The organism is Prosthecobacter gellanilyticus (assembly GCF_007992435.1).
GTDB lineage: Bacteria > Verrucomicrobiota > Verrucomicrobiia > Verrucomicrobiales > Verrucomicrobiaceae > Prosthecobacter > Prosthecobacter gellanilyticus.
Window position 1 is genome coordinate 242,047 of the sequence record NZ_BKAG01000003.1, and the last position, 13,961, is coordinate 256,007.

General features: G+C 60.8%; 8 protein-coding genes. 6 read left to right on the plus strand and 2 right to left on the minus strand.

The window, feature by feature from the left end:
- Positions 1 to 99 precede the first annotated feature (99 nt).
- The 4 genes from BGE01nite_RS03975 to folK all read left to right on the plus strand — a co-directional run bounded on the left by BGE01nite_RS03975 (position 100) and on the right by folK (position 2,593).
- Positions 100 to 543, plus strand: coding sequence for an Hsp20/alpha crystallin family protein (locus BGE01nite_RS03975; protein WP_146848972.1), 444 nt, complete (start codon positions 100 to 102; stop codon positions 541 to 543).
- Positions 544 to 623: 80 nt separating this feature from the next.
- A complete protein-coding gene (locus BGE01nite_RS03980; RefSeq protein ID WP_146848973.1) occupies positions 624 to 1,031 on the plus strand; it encodes an Hsp20/alpha crystallin family protein in 408 nt (135 codons plus the stop codon).
- Positions 1,032 to 1,220: 189 nt separating this feature from the next.
- Positions 1,221 to 1,958: a 4-hydroxy-tetrahydrodipicolinate reductase gene (dapB, locus tag BGE01nite_RS03985; RefSeq protein ID WP_146848974.1), complete on the plus strand. Its 738-nt coding sequence runs from the start codon at positions 1,221 to 1,223 to the stop codon at positions 1,956 to 1,958.
- A gap of 107 nt (positions 1,959 to 2,065) precedes the next feature.
- Positions 2,066 to 2,593, plus strand: coding sequence for a 2-amino-4-hydroxy-6-hydroxymethyldihydropteridine diphosphokinase (folK, locus tag BGE01nite_RS03990; protein ID WP_146848975.1), 528 nt, complete (start codon positions 2,066 to 2,068; stop codon positions 2,591 to 2,593).
- Between the two features lie 18 nt (positions 2,594 to 2,611).
- Here the strand turns inward: folK and BGE01nite_RS03995 are convergent, their stop codons facing one another.
- Positions 2,612 to 4,789 carry a leucine-rich repeat domain-containing protein gene (locus BGE01nite_RS03995; protein WP_146848976.1) on the minus strand — a complete coding sequence of 726 codons (2,178 nt, stop codon included), beginning with the start codon at positions 4,787 to 4,789 and terminating at the stop codon, positions 2,612 to 2,614.
- A 47-nt stretch (positions 4,790 to 4,836) separates the two neighbouring features.
- Entirely contained in the window at positions 4,837 to 6,456 is a 1,620-nt protein-coding gene (locus BGE01nite_RS04000) for a formate--tetrahydrofolate ligase (protein ID WP_146848977.1), read from the minus strand.
- A gap of 137 nt (positions 6,457 to 6,593) precedes the next feature.
- Here BGE01nite_RS04000 and BGE01nite_RS04005 point away from each other — a divergent pair, with 137 nt between their 5' ends.
- Both BGE01nite_RS04005 and BGE01nite_RS04010 read left to right on the plus strand, forming a co-directional pair.
- Positions 6,594 to 11,027: a choice-of-anchor D domain-containing protein gene (locus BGE01nite_RS04005; protein WP_146848978.1), complete on the plus strand. Its 4,434-nt coding sequence runs from the start codon at positions 6,594 to 6,596 to the stop codon at positions 11,025 to 11,027.
- A gap of 233 nt (positions 11,028 to 11,260) precedes the next feature.
- Positions 11,261 to 13,789, plus strand: coding sequence for a peptidase MA family metallohydrolase (locus BGE01nite_RS04010; protein WP_170266574.1), 2,529 nt, complete (start codon positions 11,261 to 11,263; stop codon positions 13,787 to 13,789).
- The last annotated feature ends 172 nt before the right edge of the window (positions 13,790 to 13,961 follow it).

Here is a 13,961-nt window from a genome sequence, read left to right on the forward strand (position 1 = left end):
CATTATCAACGAGTTATATTCTGAATTTCGAGGTTGGCATCTGAACTGCATCTGAAATAGGGCGTCCGAAAGACAACACAAAACCCATTAACTCCATCTATGAAAATCATTCGTTCCACCCCCGCCCTTAACTTTGGCCGTTCCTTCGCCAATGCTGGTCCGTGGTCCCGCCACCCGCTGGCTGGTCTACCCTCGGTGGCCCAGCTTTTGGAGGACTTCTTTCCTGCCACCGCCAGTGCCCTCACGGGCCGTCTCGCTGTGGATGTGCATGAGGACGCGGCGAACTATTACGCCCGCTTTGAGCTTCCTGGCGTGAAGAAGGACGCCGTGAAGGTCGAGGTGAAGGAAGGCGTACTCACCGTGGCTGCCGATCGCACCGAGAAGTCGAGCGAGAGCGAGTCCACCGTGACCCTCAGCCGCTCGATCTCCCTGCCGGACACCATCCAGGCGGACGGCATCAGCGCGAAGCTCGAGGACGGGGTGCTCACCGTGACCCTGCCGAAGCAGGAACAGCCCAAGCCGAAGCAGATCACCGTGAACTGAACCGACTGACCTGATCACCCCCCTTCTTTAATCCACCCAACTGAACCCCTCTTTACCCTCAACTCACCTTTTTGAATCCTATGAACGATACCTGCTGCTCCCCCTCCTCTGCCTGCGCCTCCACTCAAGCCGCTGCCGCCGCCCCGAATGTGGGCGCGACGGAAAGCCTGCAAAAGCCGCGCTTTAACATCGACCGCAAGGAGGACGCCTTTGTCATCCGTGTGGAGATGCCTGGCGTGCCGAAGGCTGGCGTGAGGGTGGAATACCATGACGAGGTGCTCACAGTGCGTGGTGAGCGCTCCGCTCCGGCCCCGGCTGATTGGAAGCCGGTCCACCAGGAGCTTTCCAACCTGAACTACCAGCTCCGCCTCAAGGTGAACACCCCGGTGGATGATGGCCAGCTCAGCGCCAGCCTGGAAGACGGCGTGCTCACCCTGACTCTGCCGGTCAAAGCTGCGGCGCTTCCGCGACAGATCTCGGTGAACTGATTCACCGACCCCCAAAACCCCCAAACCTCAGCATGCCCGGCGGGATTCGTTCCGCCGGGCATTTGTTTTGGGTGTAAGCGACCTTCGAAGAAGGAACTCTCACGAGTTCCTCTACATGGGGGCGTCTCCGAGAGTTCGTTTCCGCAGTTGAAAAGCATCCGCCGCTGTCCCAACCTCGCGGCCCTTCTTATGTCCTCCCCAAAACTCCTCGTCACTGGCTGCAAAGGCCGCATGGGTCAGGCTGTGCTTGCCGCCGCCCAATCCCAGGGTGTCGATGTCGGTGCCTCTATCGATCTCGGCGACTCCTTTCCGGATGCGCTCGCGAAGTCTGACTGCGTGATCGACTTCACCTCTCACCATTTCACCACCGAGCTGCTGGCGGAGGCGCTCAAGCAAAAGAAGGGACTCGTCATCGGCACCACTGGTCACACGAATGAAGAGCTGGCGGCGATCAAGGATGCGTCCAAGAGCATCCCGATCGTGTTTGCCTCGAACTTCAGCGTCGGCGTGAACACGCTGTTCTGGCTGACCCGCAAGGCTGCCGAGCTGCTCGGCCCTGACTTTGATCTCGAAGTGGTGGAGATGCATCACCGCCTGAAGAAGGACAGCCCCAGCGGCACTGCCCGCACGCTGGTGGAGATCCTCGCGGATGTGCGTAACCTACAGTATGACAACGACTGCCGTCATGGCCGCTTTGGCGATGTTGGTGCGCGCACGAAAGGTGAGATCGGCGTGCACGCGGTGCGCGGCGGTGATGTCGTGGGTGATCACACGGTGATCTTCGCGAACGTCGGCGAGCGCGTGGAACTGACGCACAAGGCCAGCAGCCGCGACACCTTTGCCAATGGCGCGGTGCGTGCCGCACGCTGGCTGGATGGAAAGCCTGCAGGGCTGTATGACATGCAGGACGTGCTCGGCTTGAAGTAGGATCCGTTTACGGTGGTTGACGGTTGTTTACAGTTGTTGACGATTGTTTTCCGATCCGTTGGGCGGCTCCGCCGCTCTGAGAAACAACTGTCAACCATCGTCAACCATTGTCATCGACTGTAAACTTCCCCGCTGCCTTCGGCATCGCGCTCGGCTCTAATCTTGGAGACCGGGAGGCGAATCTCCGGCAGGGGCTGGAGATGTTGATCGAGCGGGTGCAGGCGAGGGTGATCCTTGCAGGCGGGTTGTATGAGACGGAACCGGTGGATTGTGCGCTGGGGACGCAGGCGTTTCTGAACACGGTGGTGGAGATCGAGGCGGCGTGCTCACCGCAGGAGTTTCATGCGCATCTTCAGGCCATCGAGCAGGCGATGGGGCGTGCGGTGGTGCGGGAGAAGAATGCGCCGCGCACGCTGGATCTGGATCTCTTGTATGCGGGGGATTTTGTCAGTGATGATCTGGTGCTCATCGTGCCGCATCCACGTCTGCATGTGCGGCGCTTTGTGTTGCAGCCGTTGGAGGACATTCGGCCTGAGCTGGTGCTGCCAGGGCATGTGAAGAGTGTGCGTGAGCATCTGGCGGCGCTGACGGATGATCCGGCGGATGTGAAGTTGGTTAGGCTCGGCTGGTTGTGAGTAACCGGGAAGCGAGATTTATTTTGTTTCGCGTTTCGCCCTTTCCTCCGCGCGTTGCAGGGTTTGGTCCCATTCCTCGGCGGTCTTGGCGGGAAGGCCCGAGCGAATCGCTTGAACATCTGCTTTGTCGGGCTCGCTTTTGATCAGAGCCAGACAAAGGGCGGCGGCAGCCTCATCGGCAGTTCCTGCGGGGAGGCCGATGTCACGGGGGCCATAAGTGACCTGGCCATCAGGTTCATGGAGCTCGTCTTCGGAGAGTTTGCGAGGCTTCGTGCCTTGTTTCATGACTTCACGAAGCAGGGTGAGCGCCTGCGGGCTGTCGAGATCGCGCAATGCGGTAAGCGTGTGCCAGCGGTTCCTCTGGCGCGGATGGGTCAGAGCAAAGCGCGCCAGGCGTTCGATTGTTTTCTGATCGTCTTTGATGAGGTCCACGTGACTCTCTCCGAATATCCAGCGTGCGGCACCAAGGCCTTCCTCTGACTCAGCTGGTGCCTGGGTGATGATTTCCCGCAGATCCTTTTCAGGGATCTCACCCACCAGGGTTTCGCACAGCGGGCTGTCCAGGCTTGAGTACAAGCCCCAGGTGCTGTCCTCACAACCAAGGAGCTTCAGATACAATCGCCCCCTGTCCTGCGCTCCGGGTACGTGTTTGAGGAAGGCTGCCTTCAGACCCTCCAGGGAATCCACGGTATCGAGGGCCTCGTAGAGAGAGGGAGGCATGAGAGCTTTGTAGCGGTCATTCCGGCGCTTGGCGGCCTCCTGGGCTCTCCTGCTTCTGAGCATCTCATCTTTGGGACCCGAATAGCCATGCTTGTCGAGCCAGTCGGCCAGAAAGCGGGCGCTGTCCTGGGTGAGCATTCCGTCACCGGGCCAGACACCATCCGCCCATCGGACGGAACGACCGTGATGAAAGGCGATCATGGCCACGAGCTTGTCGCCCTGATAAAACTCAAAGGTCGGGTTTCCGCAGCACATGCAGTGACCGCCACTGTCCGACTCGGCCACTTTGAAATGCGCAGCCAGCTCTTTGATGACTGCGCTATCCCGGCTCTCGTGGATGATTTTTTCCTCGGACTCCTGCCGGTGGCAGACTCCGCCGCTTCTGGCCCGGACCTTGTCTGCTTTTTCCAGTCGCTTGGAGAGCTCTGCATTCATGCTGCGGAGCATGGTGGCCTGCGGGTTGGCGCTGGCAAAAGCATCCACCATCGCAGGAGGGGCAGTACATAGAAGCAACGAAGACTTTTTGAGGGATGGCATCGTTGAAGCAGGCAGGCTTTTCACAGCGCTGGACTGGACGTGCAGACCCTCCAGCTTTTCCAACTTGCCAAGCGCGGCAAGATCTAGTGCCACCGGTTGTTCATCACGAGCAAAGGTGCCGACGTGGCTGGCATACAGCGTGCGCAGCTTGGTCAAACTGGCGATCCACCTTCCGTCATCCAGATAAGAGATGTAGTTTGCTACCAGTGTTTCAAGACTGGTCAGACGCGCGACTTCCTCAAAGTGGACCGCTTGCTGAGTCCAAGGCAGGCTCAGATATTCCAGCGGCATGCCTTTCAGCAGCGCGAAGTCGAACTCGTCCGGCGACGTCCGGTTCAGGTCGAGAAAGCGAAGTTCCTTGAGTGGTGCGAAACCGCTCATGTCCTTGCAGGTCCAACTTCCTCCGGAGTCCACGATGAGGGTCCTGGTGCCGGTCGGCAGGGGTGGAATGCGATCTTGGATCGCCGAGCTTTGCAGACGAAGGCAGACTCTCTCCAGGTCCAGTTTCGCGAGCTGCTTTTCCAGTCCCTCAGTCCAGGTGCTGATGCTGACACCGCGCAGTTTCTTCAGCGCTGCATCATCCAGGTCCGCCAGGGGATTGCGCACGCCAGAGCGTCTCTGGAATCGAGTCTCGACCGGTGCGGATTCATCGTATTGGTCTGCAATGTCACAGGCCACAATCTCGCTGCTGCCGTCAGACATGAGGCGCTGAACCACACCGTCTTTGAAGGTGAAGTGATAGGCGCCCGGTTCACCAAGCATCAGAGGCACATCACGGATGAAGACTATGTCTCCGGGAGCGATGTTCTCTCCTGTGCGTTGCAGAATACCTGGATCGGTGTCTTTGCCCTCCACGCGGAAGGTGTAGGCATCAGCTGCATGGAGAGAGGCGAGACGAAAGCAGCAGTATAGGAAGAGAGCAGGGGGGATTATTCTCATTCCCCTTCACATTACCACGACTGCGCACGCTGAGTCCATTCCTTCGATCAGACTCCGCTGATGACGCCGTCTTCGCTGACTTGAATGCGCTCGGCGGCGGGGACTTTGGGGAGGGCGGGCATGCGCATCATGGTGCCGGTGAGGGCGACGAGGAAGCCCGCGCCGTTGGCAATTTCGAAATCGCGCACGGTGATGGTGAAGCCGCGTGGACGGCCGAGCTTGGTGCCATCATCCGAGAGGGAGTTCTGCGTCTTGGCCATGCATAGCGGCAGGTGGCCGAAGCCGCTCTTCTCGAAGAGGGCAAACTTGGCTTTCGCCTCCTCCGTGAGTGTGACACCATCGGCTCCATAGATGTGGGTGGCGATGGCGTGCAGCTTCTGCTCCACGCTTTCGTGAGGCTGGTAGAGGAAGGGCAGGGGATCGGCAGGGCCTTTGGGCAGGGCGGCGAGCACGGTCTCAGCAAGCTTGGTGGCTCCGGCACCGCCTTCGCCGAAAACATTGGCGGTGGCGCAGGGGACGCCGCGTGACTGGCAGTAATCGTGAATCAGCGCGAGCTCCTCAGGGCTGTCGTTGGTGAACTGGTTGATGGCGACGATGACGGGGCGGCCAAACTGCTGTGCGCTGTCCAAATGTGCGGCAAGGTTTTCGAGGCCGAGCTTGAGGGACTCGGGATCAGGATGAGTGAGCGCATCGAGGGCGACTCCGCCGTGCATTTTCAAGGCGCGCACGGTGGCGACGATGACGATGGCCTCCGGCTGCAGGCCGGACTGGCGGCACTTGATGTGCATGAATTTTTCACCGCCGAGATCAAAGGCGAAGCCGGCCTCGGTGACGACGTAGTCCGCATGCGTGAGGGCCATGCGCGTGGCGAGCACCGAGTTACAACCATGGGCGATATTGGCAAAGGGACCGCCATGCAGGAAGGCAGGCACGCCTTCGACGGACTGCACGAGGTTGGGCTGCAGAGCATCGCGCAAAAGAGCAAGCAGCGCGCCGGTGACGCGGGCTTCCTTGGCCAGCACGGGCTCGCCTTCCGGTGTGAAGCCGGTGACGATGCGGTCGAGGCGCGCGCGGAGATCGGCGAGGGATTCAGAGAGGCAGAGGATGGCCATCACCTCCGAAGCGGCGGTGATGTCAAAGCCTGAGGCGCGCTCCGTGGCGGCACCCATGCCGGTGCGGATGCGGCGGAGGGCGCGGTCATTCACATCCATCACGCGCTTCCAAAGCAGTCCGTTGGGCGAGAGGCGAGTCTGTTGGTTGAAAAGTTGGTTATCCAGAACCGAGCTGAGCAGGTTGTGCGCGCTGGTGATGGCGTGGAAGTCACCGGTGAAGTGCAGGTTGATGGACTGTGCAGGCTGCACGGTGCTCTTGCCGCCGCCGGTGGCACCTCCCTTGCGGCCAAACACGGGGCCCATGGAGGGCTGGCGAAGGGCCAGGGCTACATTTTGCCCGATTTTTTTTAGGCCTTGGGCAAGACCGATGGAGACAGTGGTTTTGCCTTCACCTGCCGGGGTCGGGGTGATGGCTGAAACAAGGATCAGCTTGCCACGCTGAGGGTGGTCCTTCAGGGCCTTGAGAGAGACCTTGGCCTTGTCCGTGCCGTAGAGGGAGAGGTGATCGTTCGAAATGCTGAGGGAATGGGCGACGGAGGCGATGTCGGAGAGCATGGATCGGCGTAGGTGAGGCGGGGCGATGATGCCGGGCGAGGCGGGGATGGAAAGAGCGAAATCTGGGCCGGGTGGCGAATTATGATGAAACGCTCCGGGCCGACCTGTGCTATAAATGCTGGAAACCCAGCCTCGCCATGAAACCGGTACTGTTTTCTCTGCTGTTCGTGACACCCGCTCTTAGCCAGAGCATTCAAGGAATCGAGCACGCGCCTCCGAAGCCCCCGGCGATTGAATACACCTCCTCTCCGGCGGCTCCACCGCCGCCGCCTCCTCCTCCGGATGGACCGGATTTTACGGTGCAGACCACGCAGTACTCCATCGGCAATCCGACGGATGAAGAGCAGTATTACCTGGAGCTGATCAACCGGGCCCGCGCCAACCCGACGGCGGAGGGAATTTTGATGGCCACGACCACGCATCCGAATGTGGTGTCTGCCATCGCCCAGTTCGGCGTGGACCTCAACATGATGAAGGCGGAGTTCGCCGCGCTGCCGGTGAGGCAGCCGCTGGCGATGAATGAGAAGCTCACCAATGCGGCGAGAGGGCATACGCAATGGCAGTTCGACAACGCCACGCAGGGGCACATTGGTGCCGGTGGATCCAACCCGAGCCAGCGTGCTGACGCGGCCGGATATAGCGGAGGAGTCGGTGAAAGTGTGTTTAGCTTCGCCAAAGATGTGTTTCATGGTCACGCAGGCTTCCAAATTGACTGGGGGCCGGGAGGCACGGGGGGGATGCAGGCGGGTCGCGGCCACCGCATGAACAACCATGGGAATTTTCGTGAAGTAGGCATCGGCGTCATCCTGGGCAGCAACACCGTGGGCGCGGACACGGTGGGCCCTCAGCTGGTGACGCAGAATTTCGGCACACCTTCAACGGATAACCAGGCCTTCGTCACTGGCGTGGCTTATTACGATCTGAATGCGAACAGCATCTTTGATCCGGGCGAGGGCATCGGCGGGCTGACGGTGAATGTGAACGGCGCCACCTTCCATGCCGTGACGACCGCCACAGGCGGCTACGCGGTGCCTGTGCCGACCACCAATGCCACACGCGCGGTGACCTTCACAGGACTCAATGCGAACGGCGGCAGTGATGCGGTGATCACAGGAGGTGCGAATGTGAAGGTGGATTTCAAACCGATGTACACTCCACCAGCGCTTTCGGGTCCTGATGTGGCCAGCACGGCGGCGGCAACCAATTATACGTTCAATACCATCGTCGGCGCCACTGGTTACAAGGGGCGGAGCGTGGTGAATGCCAATGCTGCCAACGATGGGGCTGACAACACCACCAGGGTCACCGCCGCGACGACCGGGACATACCTGGTGACGTCCACCTCGATCAAAGATGCCGGCACTGGCTGTTACCGGTTTGCGCATCCGACCTTCGTGGACCAGACCGTCACTTATAACAGCGGCTTCCACGTCAAGGCGGGCGCCTCGGTGTCGTTCCGCAGCCGTCTCGGCTGGTCGGGGCCGCAGCAGAGCGCACGGGTGGAGGTCTCGACCAACGGCGGCAAGTCCTGGACAGCCGTGTACAGCCAGGCGGGTACGGACACAAGTGGTGAGGCGGGATTCAACAGCCGCAATGCCAGTCTGGCGGCGTTTGCCGGGAAGGATGTGCTGCTCAGGTTTAATTATTCGGTTAGTAGTGGCGGCTTTCCCCAGACCGATCCCGGGGTGGGCTGGTATGTCGACACCATTTCCTTCACGAACATGGTGGACCTCACGGGAGCCACGATCACCACAGCATTCGCCGGGACAAACTTTGCCTTCACCGCGCCTGCGGTCGGAAACTTCCTGCTGTCGGTCTCTCCCATCATCTCTGGCAAGGACTTTGGCTTTGGCGAGGTCAAGGCCATCACGGCCAGTGCCGCGCCGCCGGTGTTGGCGGAGATCAGCGTGGAGCAGCCTGCGGCCACTCCCTTGACAGACAGTGGCTCCACCGTCGCCTTTGGCAGCAAGCCGCTGAATGATGACGAGGTGAAAACCTTCACCATCCGCAATGATGGCACAGAGGATCTGACCGGTCTGGCGCTTACTGTGGACGGAGCTCATCCGGGAGACTTTGTGGCGGCCAATCTGGGGGCCACGACGCTGGCGCCGGGCAATCAAACGACGTTCACGGTCACCTTCACCGCCGCGAACCTGGGGGCGCGCACGGCGGCGCTGCACATCGCGAGCAATGATGCGAACGAAAACCCCTTTGACGTGGTGCTGACGGGCACGGCCGTCGTTCCACCGAACCTTTCGGAGATCACGGTCGAGCAGGTGGGAGGAGCCGCGCTGACGAGCGGTGGCACGGTGAACTTCGGCACCCGCCTGCTGAATGACGACAATGCGCTGACCTTCAAGATCCGCAATGACGGCACCGAAAATCTGAGCCTCGGCGGCTTTGCGACCACGGGTGCCCAGTTCAACGAGTTCTTCCCCTCCGGCACCGGTTTGGTGAACGTGCTCCTGCCGGGTGAGGAGGTCAATTTCACGATCAGCTTCTCGGCGGCGAACATTGGGGTGCGCACGGCCAAGGTTCAGTTCGCCAACGGTGACACGGACGAGAGTTCATTTGAGATCAATGTGACCGCGACTGTCACGACGATCGAGACACAGCCGAGCTCGATTGTGGCGATCGAGGGTCAGGGGGCCACTCTCTCAGTCGGCGCCTCACATCCCACGCTGACTCCCCTTTATCAGTGGAAGAAGAACAACGTGAACATCAAGAATGCGACGGCCAGCACACTGAGCTTCCCCGTCGTGAAAGCGGCGGATGCCGGCAGCTACACCGTGGTGGTGAGCATCGGCGGGCAGTCTGTGACGAGCGCGGCGGTGACGCTGGCCACGGTGAAGCAGACGTTTCAAACACTGGTCCTGGCGCAGGGCACGAAGCTGAAGGTCACTGTCACCGTGACGGGCACGGCCAATCTGGCATGGACGAAGACGCTGAGTGCTCCGGTGATCACAATTCCGCTTGTGGGCCAGACGGCCAGGACGCTGGATCTCGGCACGCTGGATGCCGCGACAAGCTCCGGGGTCTACACCTGCGAGGCCACACCACCGGGAGGTGGTTTTGGAGTCACCGCAGGTGAGTTTGACGTCCGTGTCTTCAATGCGATGCCGCAGGTGACGAAGAACCAGGATCTGCCGACTCCGGGAGCCATCGGCAGCTTCTATTTCCATCAGATCAAGTTGGATGGCGGGCTGAATGAGTCGCCTGCGAGTTACTCGGTGAAGAACCTGCCCACCGGCCTCTCGCTGAACACCAAGACGGGTGCCATCACCGGTATGCCGACGGTGGCCAAGACCTTCAAGGTCACTGTCACGGCCACCAATCTCAGGGGCAGCACCAGCAGCACGGAGCAGAATGTGGTCATCAATCCGCTGCCGGCGGGTGTCGCGGGGAGTTTTGTCGGTTCGGTGGCTCGAGAGCCCACGCTGAATGCGAATCTCGGCGGCCGCGTGGATTTCACCATCACCTCCGCAGGGGCCATCACCGGCTCCATGACAATGGGCACGCTGAAGCATCCCTTCAAAGGCAACATTCAAATCGACACCGTGCTGCCGATCGATGCGCCAAGCGCCTTCATCAACATTTCGCGAACGGGCAAGCCGCCGCTTTTCCTTTCGCTGGAGCTGGATGCGCCTAACAACAAGTTAGCGGCAAGCACGGAGGTGAATGACGGCATCGGAGGAAACTCGGCCAGCATCGAAGGCTGGAGGAATGTGTGGACGGCGACGAATCTCGCCACGGCCGCGCCGAAGCTCTACACCTATGCTTTGAAGCCACCGGCGGGCATGCCGGATGTGCCCCGCGGAGATGGCTACGGCTCTTTCACGCTCGGGAAGGATGGAAAGCTCACCGCGGCTGGCAAGCTGGCGGATGGCGAGGGGCATACCTGCGCGGCTTTTGCCGGGCCGCAGGGGCAGATCCTGATTTTCCAGACCTTTGCGACGACCAAGGGCAGCGTGCTGGGTGCGCTGGACGTCGATCATGATGATGACGGTGTGATGGAGGACAATGCTCTCGCGGGCACGCTCTCCTGGCTGCGTCCGGTGAATGCGAAGTCGCGGGTCTATGCGGGCGGCTTTGGGCCGATCAACATCACGGCGGTGGGCGCGCGGCATGTGGCCCCGGTGGCGCCTGCGCTGATCCTGGGCATGACGGTGGGTGTGGACAAGGCCAGGATCAACTTTGCTGATGGCGGTCTGGCAGGTGCGGTGATCCAGCCGAATGTGGCTGAGTTTGATATTCTGGCGGGCAACAAGGTGTCGTTTGTCGGCGCGGTGAATCCGGGCACGGTGAAGCTGACTTTGAGTGCGGCCACGGGTGTCTTCTCCGGCAGCCTCCTGCTGGAAGACAATGAGCTGCGCGGTGGCATCTTTCTGGGCAAGAAGCTCAAGCGCACGGCGACCTTCAACGGCATCCTGACAAACGATGGCACGGCCCAGGTCGGTCTGGGGCATTTCCTGCTGGAGGAGATGCCGAAGGACGGTCTGCCACCTATTGGCACCACGCCAGCGACCAGTGCTAAGCTGTCTGGCTCGGTGCTACTGGAGAGGAAGCCGTGAGGGGCGGGGTTTTGTGAGATGTCTGTCTCGCCCTTTCAGGGCTCGAGATCGAAGGTGGAAGGGCGACTTGCTACCAGGGCTGCTCGGGCTTCGCCCGTTTGCCCTTCGCTTTGCTGTCTCGCCCCTTTGGGGCTGGGGGAGGGGAGACTCTTCTGATACGCCAGGTCCCTTTGATGTGAGGGTTGTCGGTGTTCTGGATGAGAAAAGGCACAGCGCGGTGCGTTCTTTGCTTTATGCGCCGTGCTTTGCTTCTGCTCGCTCTCTGTTCCGCCCTGCATGGTCAGGATCTTGAGCGCATTTATGAGGAGGATAATCTGGAGCCGATGCGCCGCATCCTGGCGGCGGGGCGCTATGAGGATGTGGCGCTGGTGGGGGAGCGCGCGATCAAGGCGGGGATGAAGTCCGCCGACTGGCGCGTGCTGCGGGTGAAGGCGCTGATGGCACTGGGAAGAGAGACGGAGGCCAGAGATGAGGTGCAGCTGGCGGTGAAGACCTTTCCCGGGCATCTGGAGATGCTGATGCTGCAGCATGAAAATGCGCTGCGGCTGGGAAGAAAGGATATCGCGAGTGAAGCGCTGAAAGCCGTGAATGAGGCGGCGAAGACGAAGGCGGTCAAAGACCGCACGGCAGCAGATTATGTGGCGCTGGGAAAGGCGGCGATCGCGCTGGGCGCGGATGCGAAGAAGGTGATCCAGCAGTACTTCCAGGTCGCACAGAAGAAGGATGCGAAGTTTGAGCCGGCGTATCTGGCGGAGGGCCAGCTGGCGTTGGATAAAGATGACTCGGCTCGTGCAGCAGATGTGTTTCGTGCAGGGATCAAGGCCTGCGGTGAGAGCGCGGATCTGCGCTCAGGTCTGGCGCTGGCTTATGCGAACGGTGATCGTGAGAAATCGATCGAGAGCCTGAAGCGTGCGCTGGAGCTGAATCCGCATCACACGGGCGCGCTGCTGAATCAGGCGGAGGGTTTGATTGGCGCGGAGAAGTTTCTGGATGCGGCAGGTCTTTTGCAGAAGGTGCTGGATGTGCAGGACAACAGTCCGGAGGCGTGGGCGCTGCTGGCGGCGATCGCGAATCTAAGCGCGTCAGACGTGAAGAAGTATGAATCCACGCGTGCGAATGGTTTGAAGCGCTGGGATAAGAATCCGGCGGTGGATCACACCATCGGGCGTGTGCTGTCGCGGGCATATCGTTTTGCCGAGGGATCGAAGCATGAGCGGCGGGCGCTGGAGCTTGATCCTGAGTATCTGCCGGCGAAGGTGGCGCTGTGTCATGATCTTCTAAGGCTCGGTGAAGAGGATGAGGCGTGGAAGCTGGCGGCGCAGATACGAGAGAAGGATGGGTACAACATCCAGGCGCACAATATCGGTCTGCTGGAGCAGCAGATGCGCGGCTTCACGACGAAGAGCTTCGATGATTTCATCCTGAAAATGCCGAAGCGAGACTGGCCGGTCTATGGTGAGCAGGCGCTGGCGCTGCTGCGTGAGGCGAAGACGGTGCTGACGGCGAAGTATGGCCTGACCATGAACCGGCCGGTGATGGTGGAGTTCTTTGGCGAGCAGCAGGACTTCGCCATCCGCACCTTCGGCAGCCTCGGTGGACAAGGTTTGTTAGGTGTGTGCTTCGGCACAGTGATCACGGTGAACAGCCCGGGTGGTCTCGGTCATGGGCGGAACAACTGGCAGAGCACGCTCTGGCATGAGTTCTGCCATGTGGTGACGCTCAGCCTCACGCAGAACAAGATGCCGCGCTGGTTGAGCGAGGGCATCAGCGTGCATGAGGAGAGCCAGCGGAATCCAATCTGGGGCATGCCGATGGACGCGACCTTCCGCCGAATGATTTTGGAAGATGATGACTCGACGCCGATCAGCCAGCTCAGCAGTGCTTTCCTCAATGCGGAGAGTGATGATCATCTGATGTTCGCCTACTTCCAGTCCAGCCAGGTGGTGGGGTATCTGCTGGAGCGTTTTGGTCCGGAGAAGTTCCAGGGCATCCTGCGGGATCTCGCGGCCGGGAAGCGCATCAATGATGCGATCGCGGCGAACACGGAGCCGATGGACAAGCTGGAGAAGGACTTTGAGAAGCATCTCGAGGCGAAGGCCAAAGCTTTTGGTGAGAAGGCGGACTGGAAGAAGCCCGAGGCGGACAAGGTGAACCCGCTGGATTCTGATTCACTGGCTGAATACACCAAGAAGCACCCGGACAGCCTGTGGGTCATTCGCCAGCAAGGCGGCGCGCTGATGGAGAAAGATCAGTGGGCGGAAGTGCTGGTGCTGGCCGACCGGATGATCTCCCTGGTGCCGGAGGATTTCAGCGACAGCGGTGGTTATCAGCTCAAGGCCACCGCCCTGCGTGAGCTGAAGCGTGATGATGAAGAGATCGTGGTGCTGCGGCAGATCGCCGAGCATGAGACGAGCGCGATGGCGATTTTCCTGCGGCTCATGGAGCTGGACCAGAAGAAGCAGGACTTCCCGCAGGTGCAGGCAAACGCGGCGCGTGCGCTGGCGCTGAATCCGTTTTTGCGCACAGCGCAGCAGGCCTTTGCGGAATCAAGCGAGGCGCTGGGGCAGAAGCCGGAGGCGATCGCGGCGTATCAGCGCGTGCTGGTGCTGGACCCGGGTGGGTCGGCGATGACACACTTCCGGTTAGCGCAGCTTTTGAGGGAGACGGATGCAGGCGCGGCGAAGAAGCATTTGCTGGATTGCCTGGCGCTGGCGCCGCGGTTTCGCGAGGGGCTGGCGATGCTTAGGGAGTGGGCTCCCTAAAGTAGCCATCATACTCCGTGTGATGATCTGACGACCCGGCCAACTCCGCCGCCCTCGAGCCTCCCCTCCAGGACATTCGTGCGAAAGCGCATGGCCTCACACCACTATCTCCGCCGAGAAGCCCCCTTCCCACACCAAGCCTCAGCCAAACCGAGAAAGCTCCGCTGATTCG

Bases quoted from the DNA above. Each gene is read 5' to 3' on its own strand.
- BGE01nite_RS03975 (WP_146848972.1), top strand. From the start codon at position 100: ATGAAAATCATTCGTTCCACCCCCGCCCTTAACTTTGGCCGTTCCTTC.
- BGE01nite_RS03980 (WP_146848973.1), top strand. From the start codon at position 624: ATGAACGATACCTGCTGCTCCCCCTCCTCTGCCTGCGCCTCCACTCAA.
- dapB (WP_146848974.1), top strand. From the start codon at position 1,221: ATGTCCTCCCCAAAACTCCTCGTCACTGGCTGCAAAGGCCGCATGGGT.
- BGE01nite_RS03995 (WP_146848976.1), bottom strand. From the start codon at position 4,789: ATGAGAATAATCCCCCCTGCTCTCTTCCTATACTGCTGCTTTCGTCTC.
- BGE01nite_RS04000 (WP_146848977.1), bottom strand. From the start codon at position 6,456: ATGCTCTCCGACATCGCCTCCGTCGCCCATTCCCTCAGCATTTCGAAC.
- BGE01nite_RS04005 (WP_146848978.1), top strand. From the start codon at position 6,594: ATGAAACCGGTACTGTTTTCTCTGCTGTTCGTGACACCCGCTCTTAGC.
- BGE01nite_RS04010 (WP_170266574.1), top strand. From the start codon at position 11,261: ATGCGCCGTGCTTTGCTTCTGCTCGCTCTCTGTTCCGCCCTGCATGGT.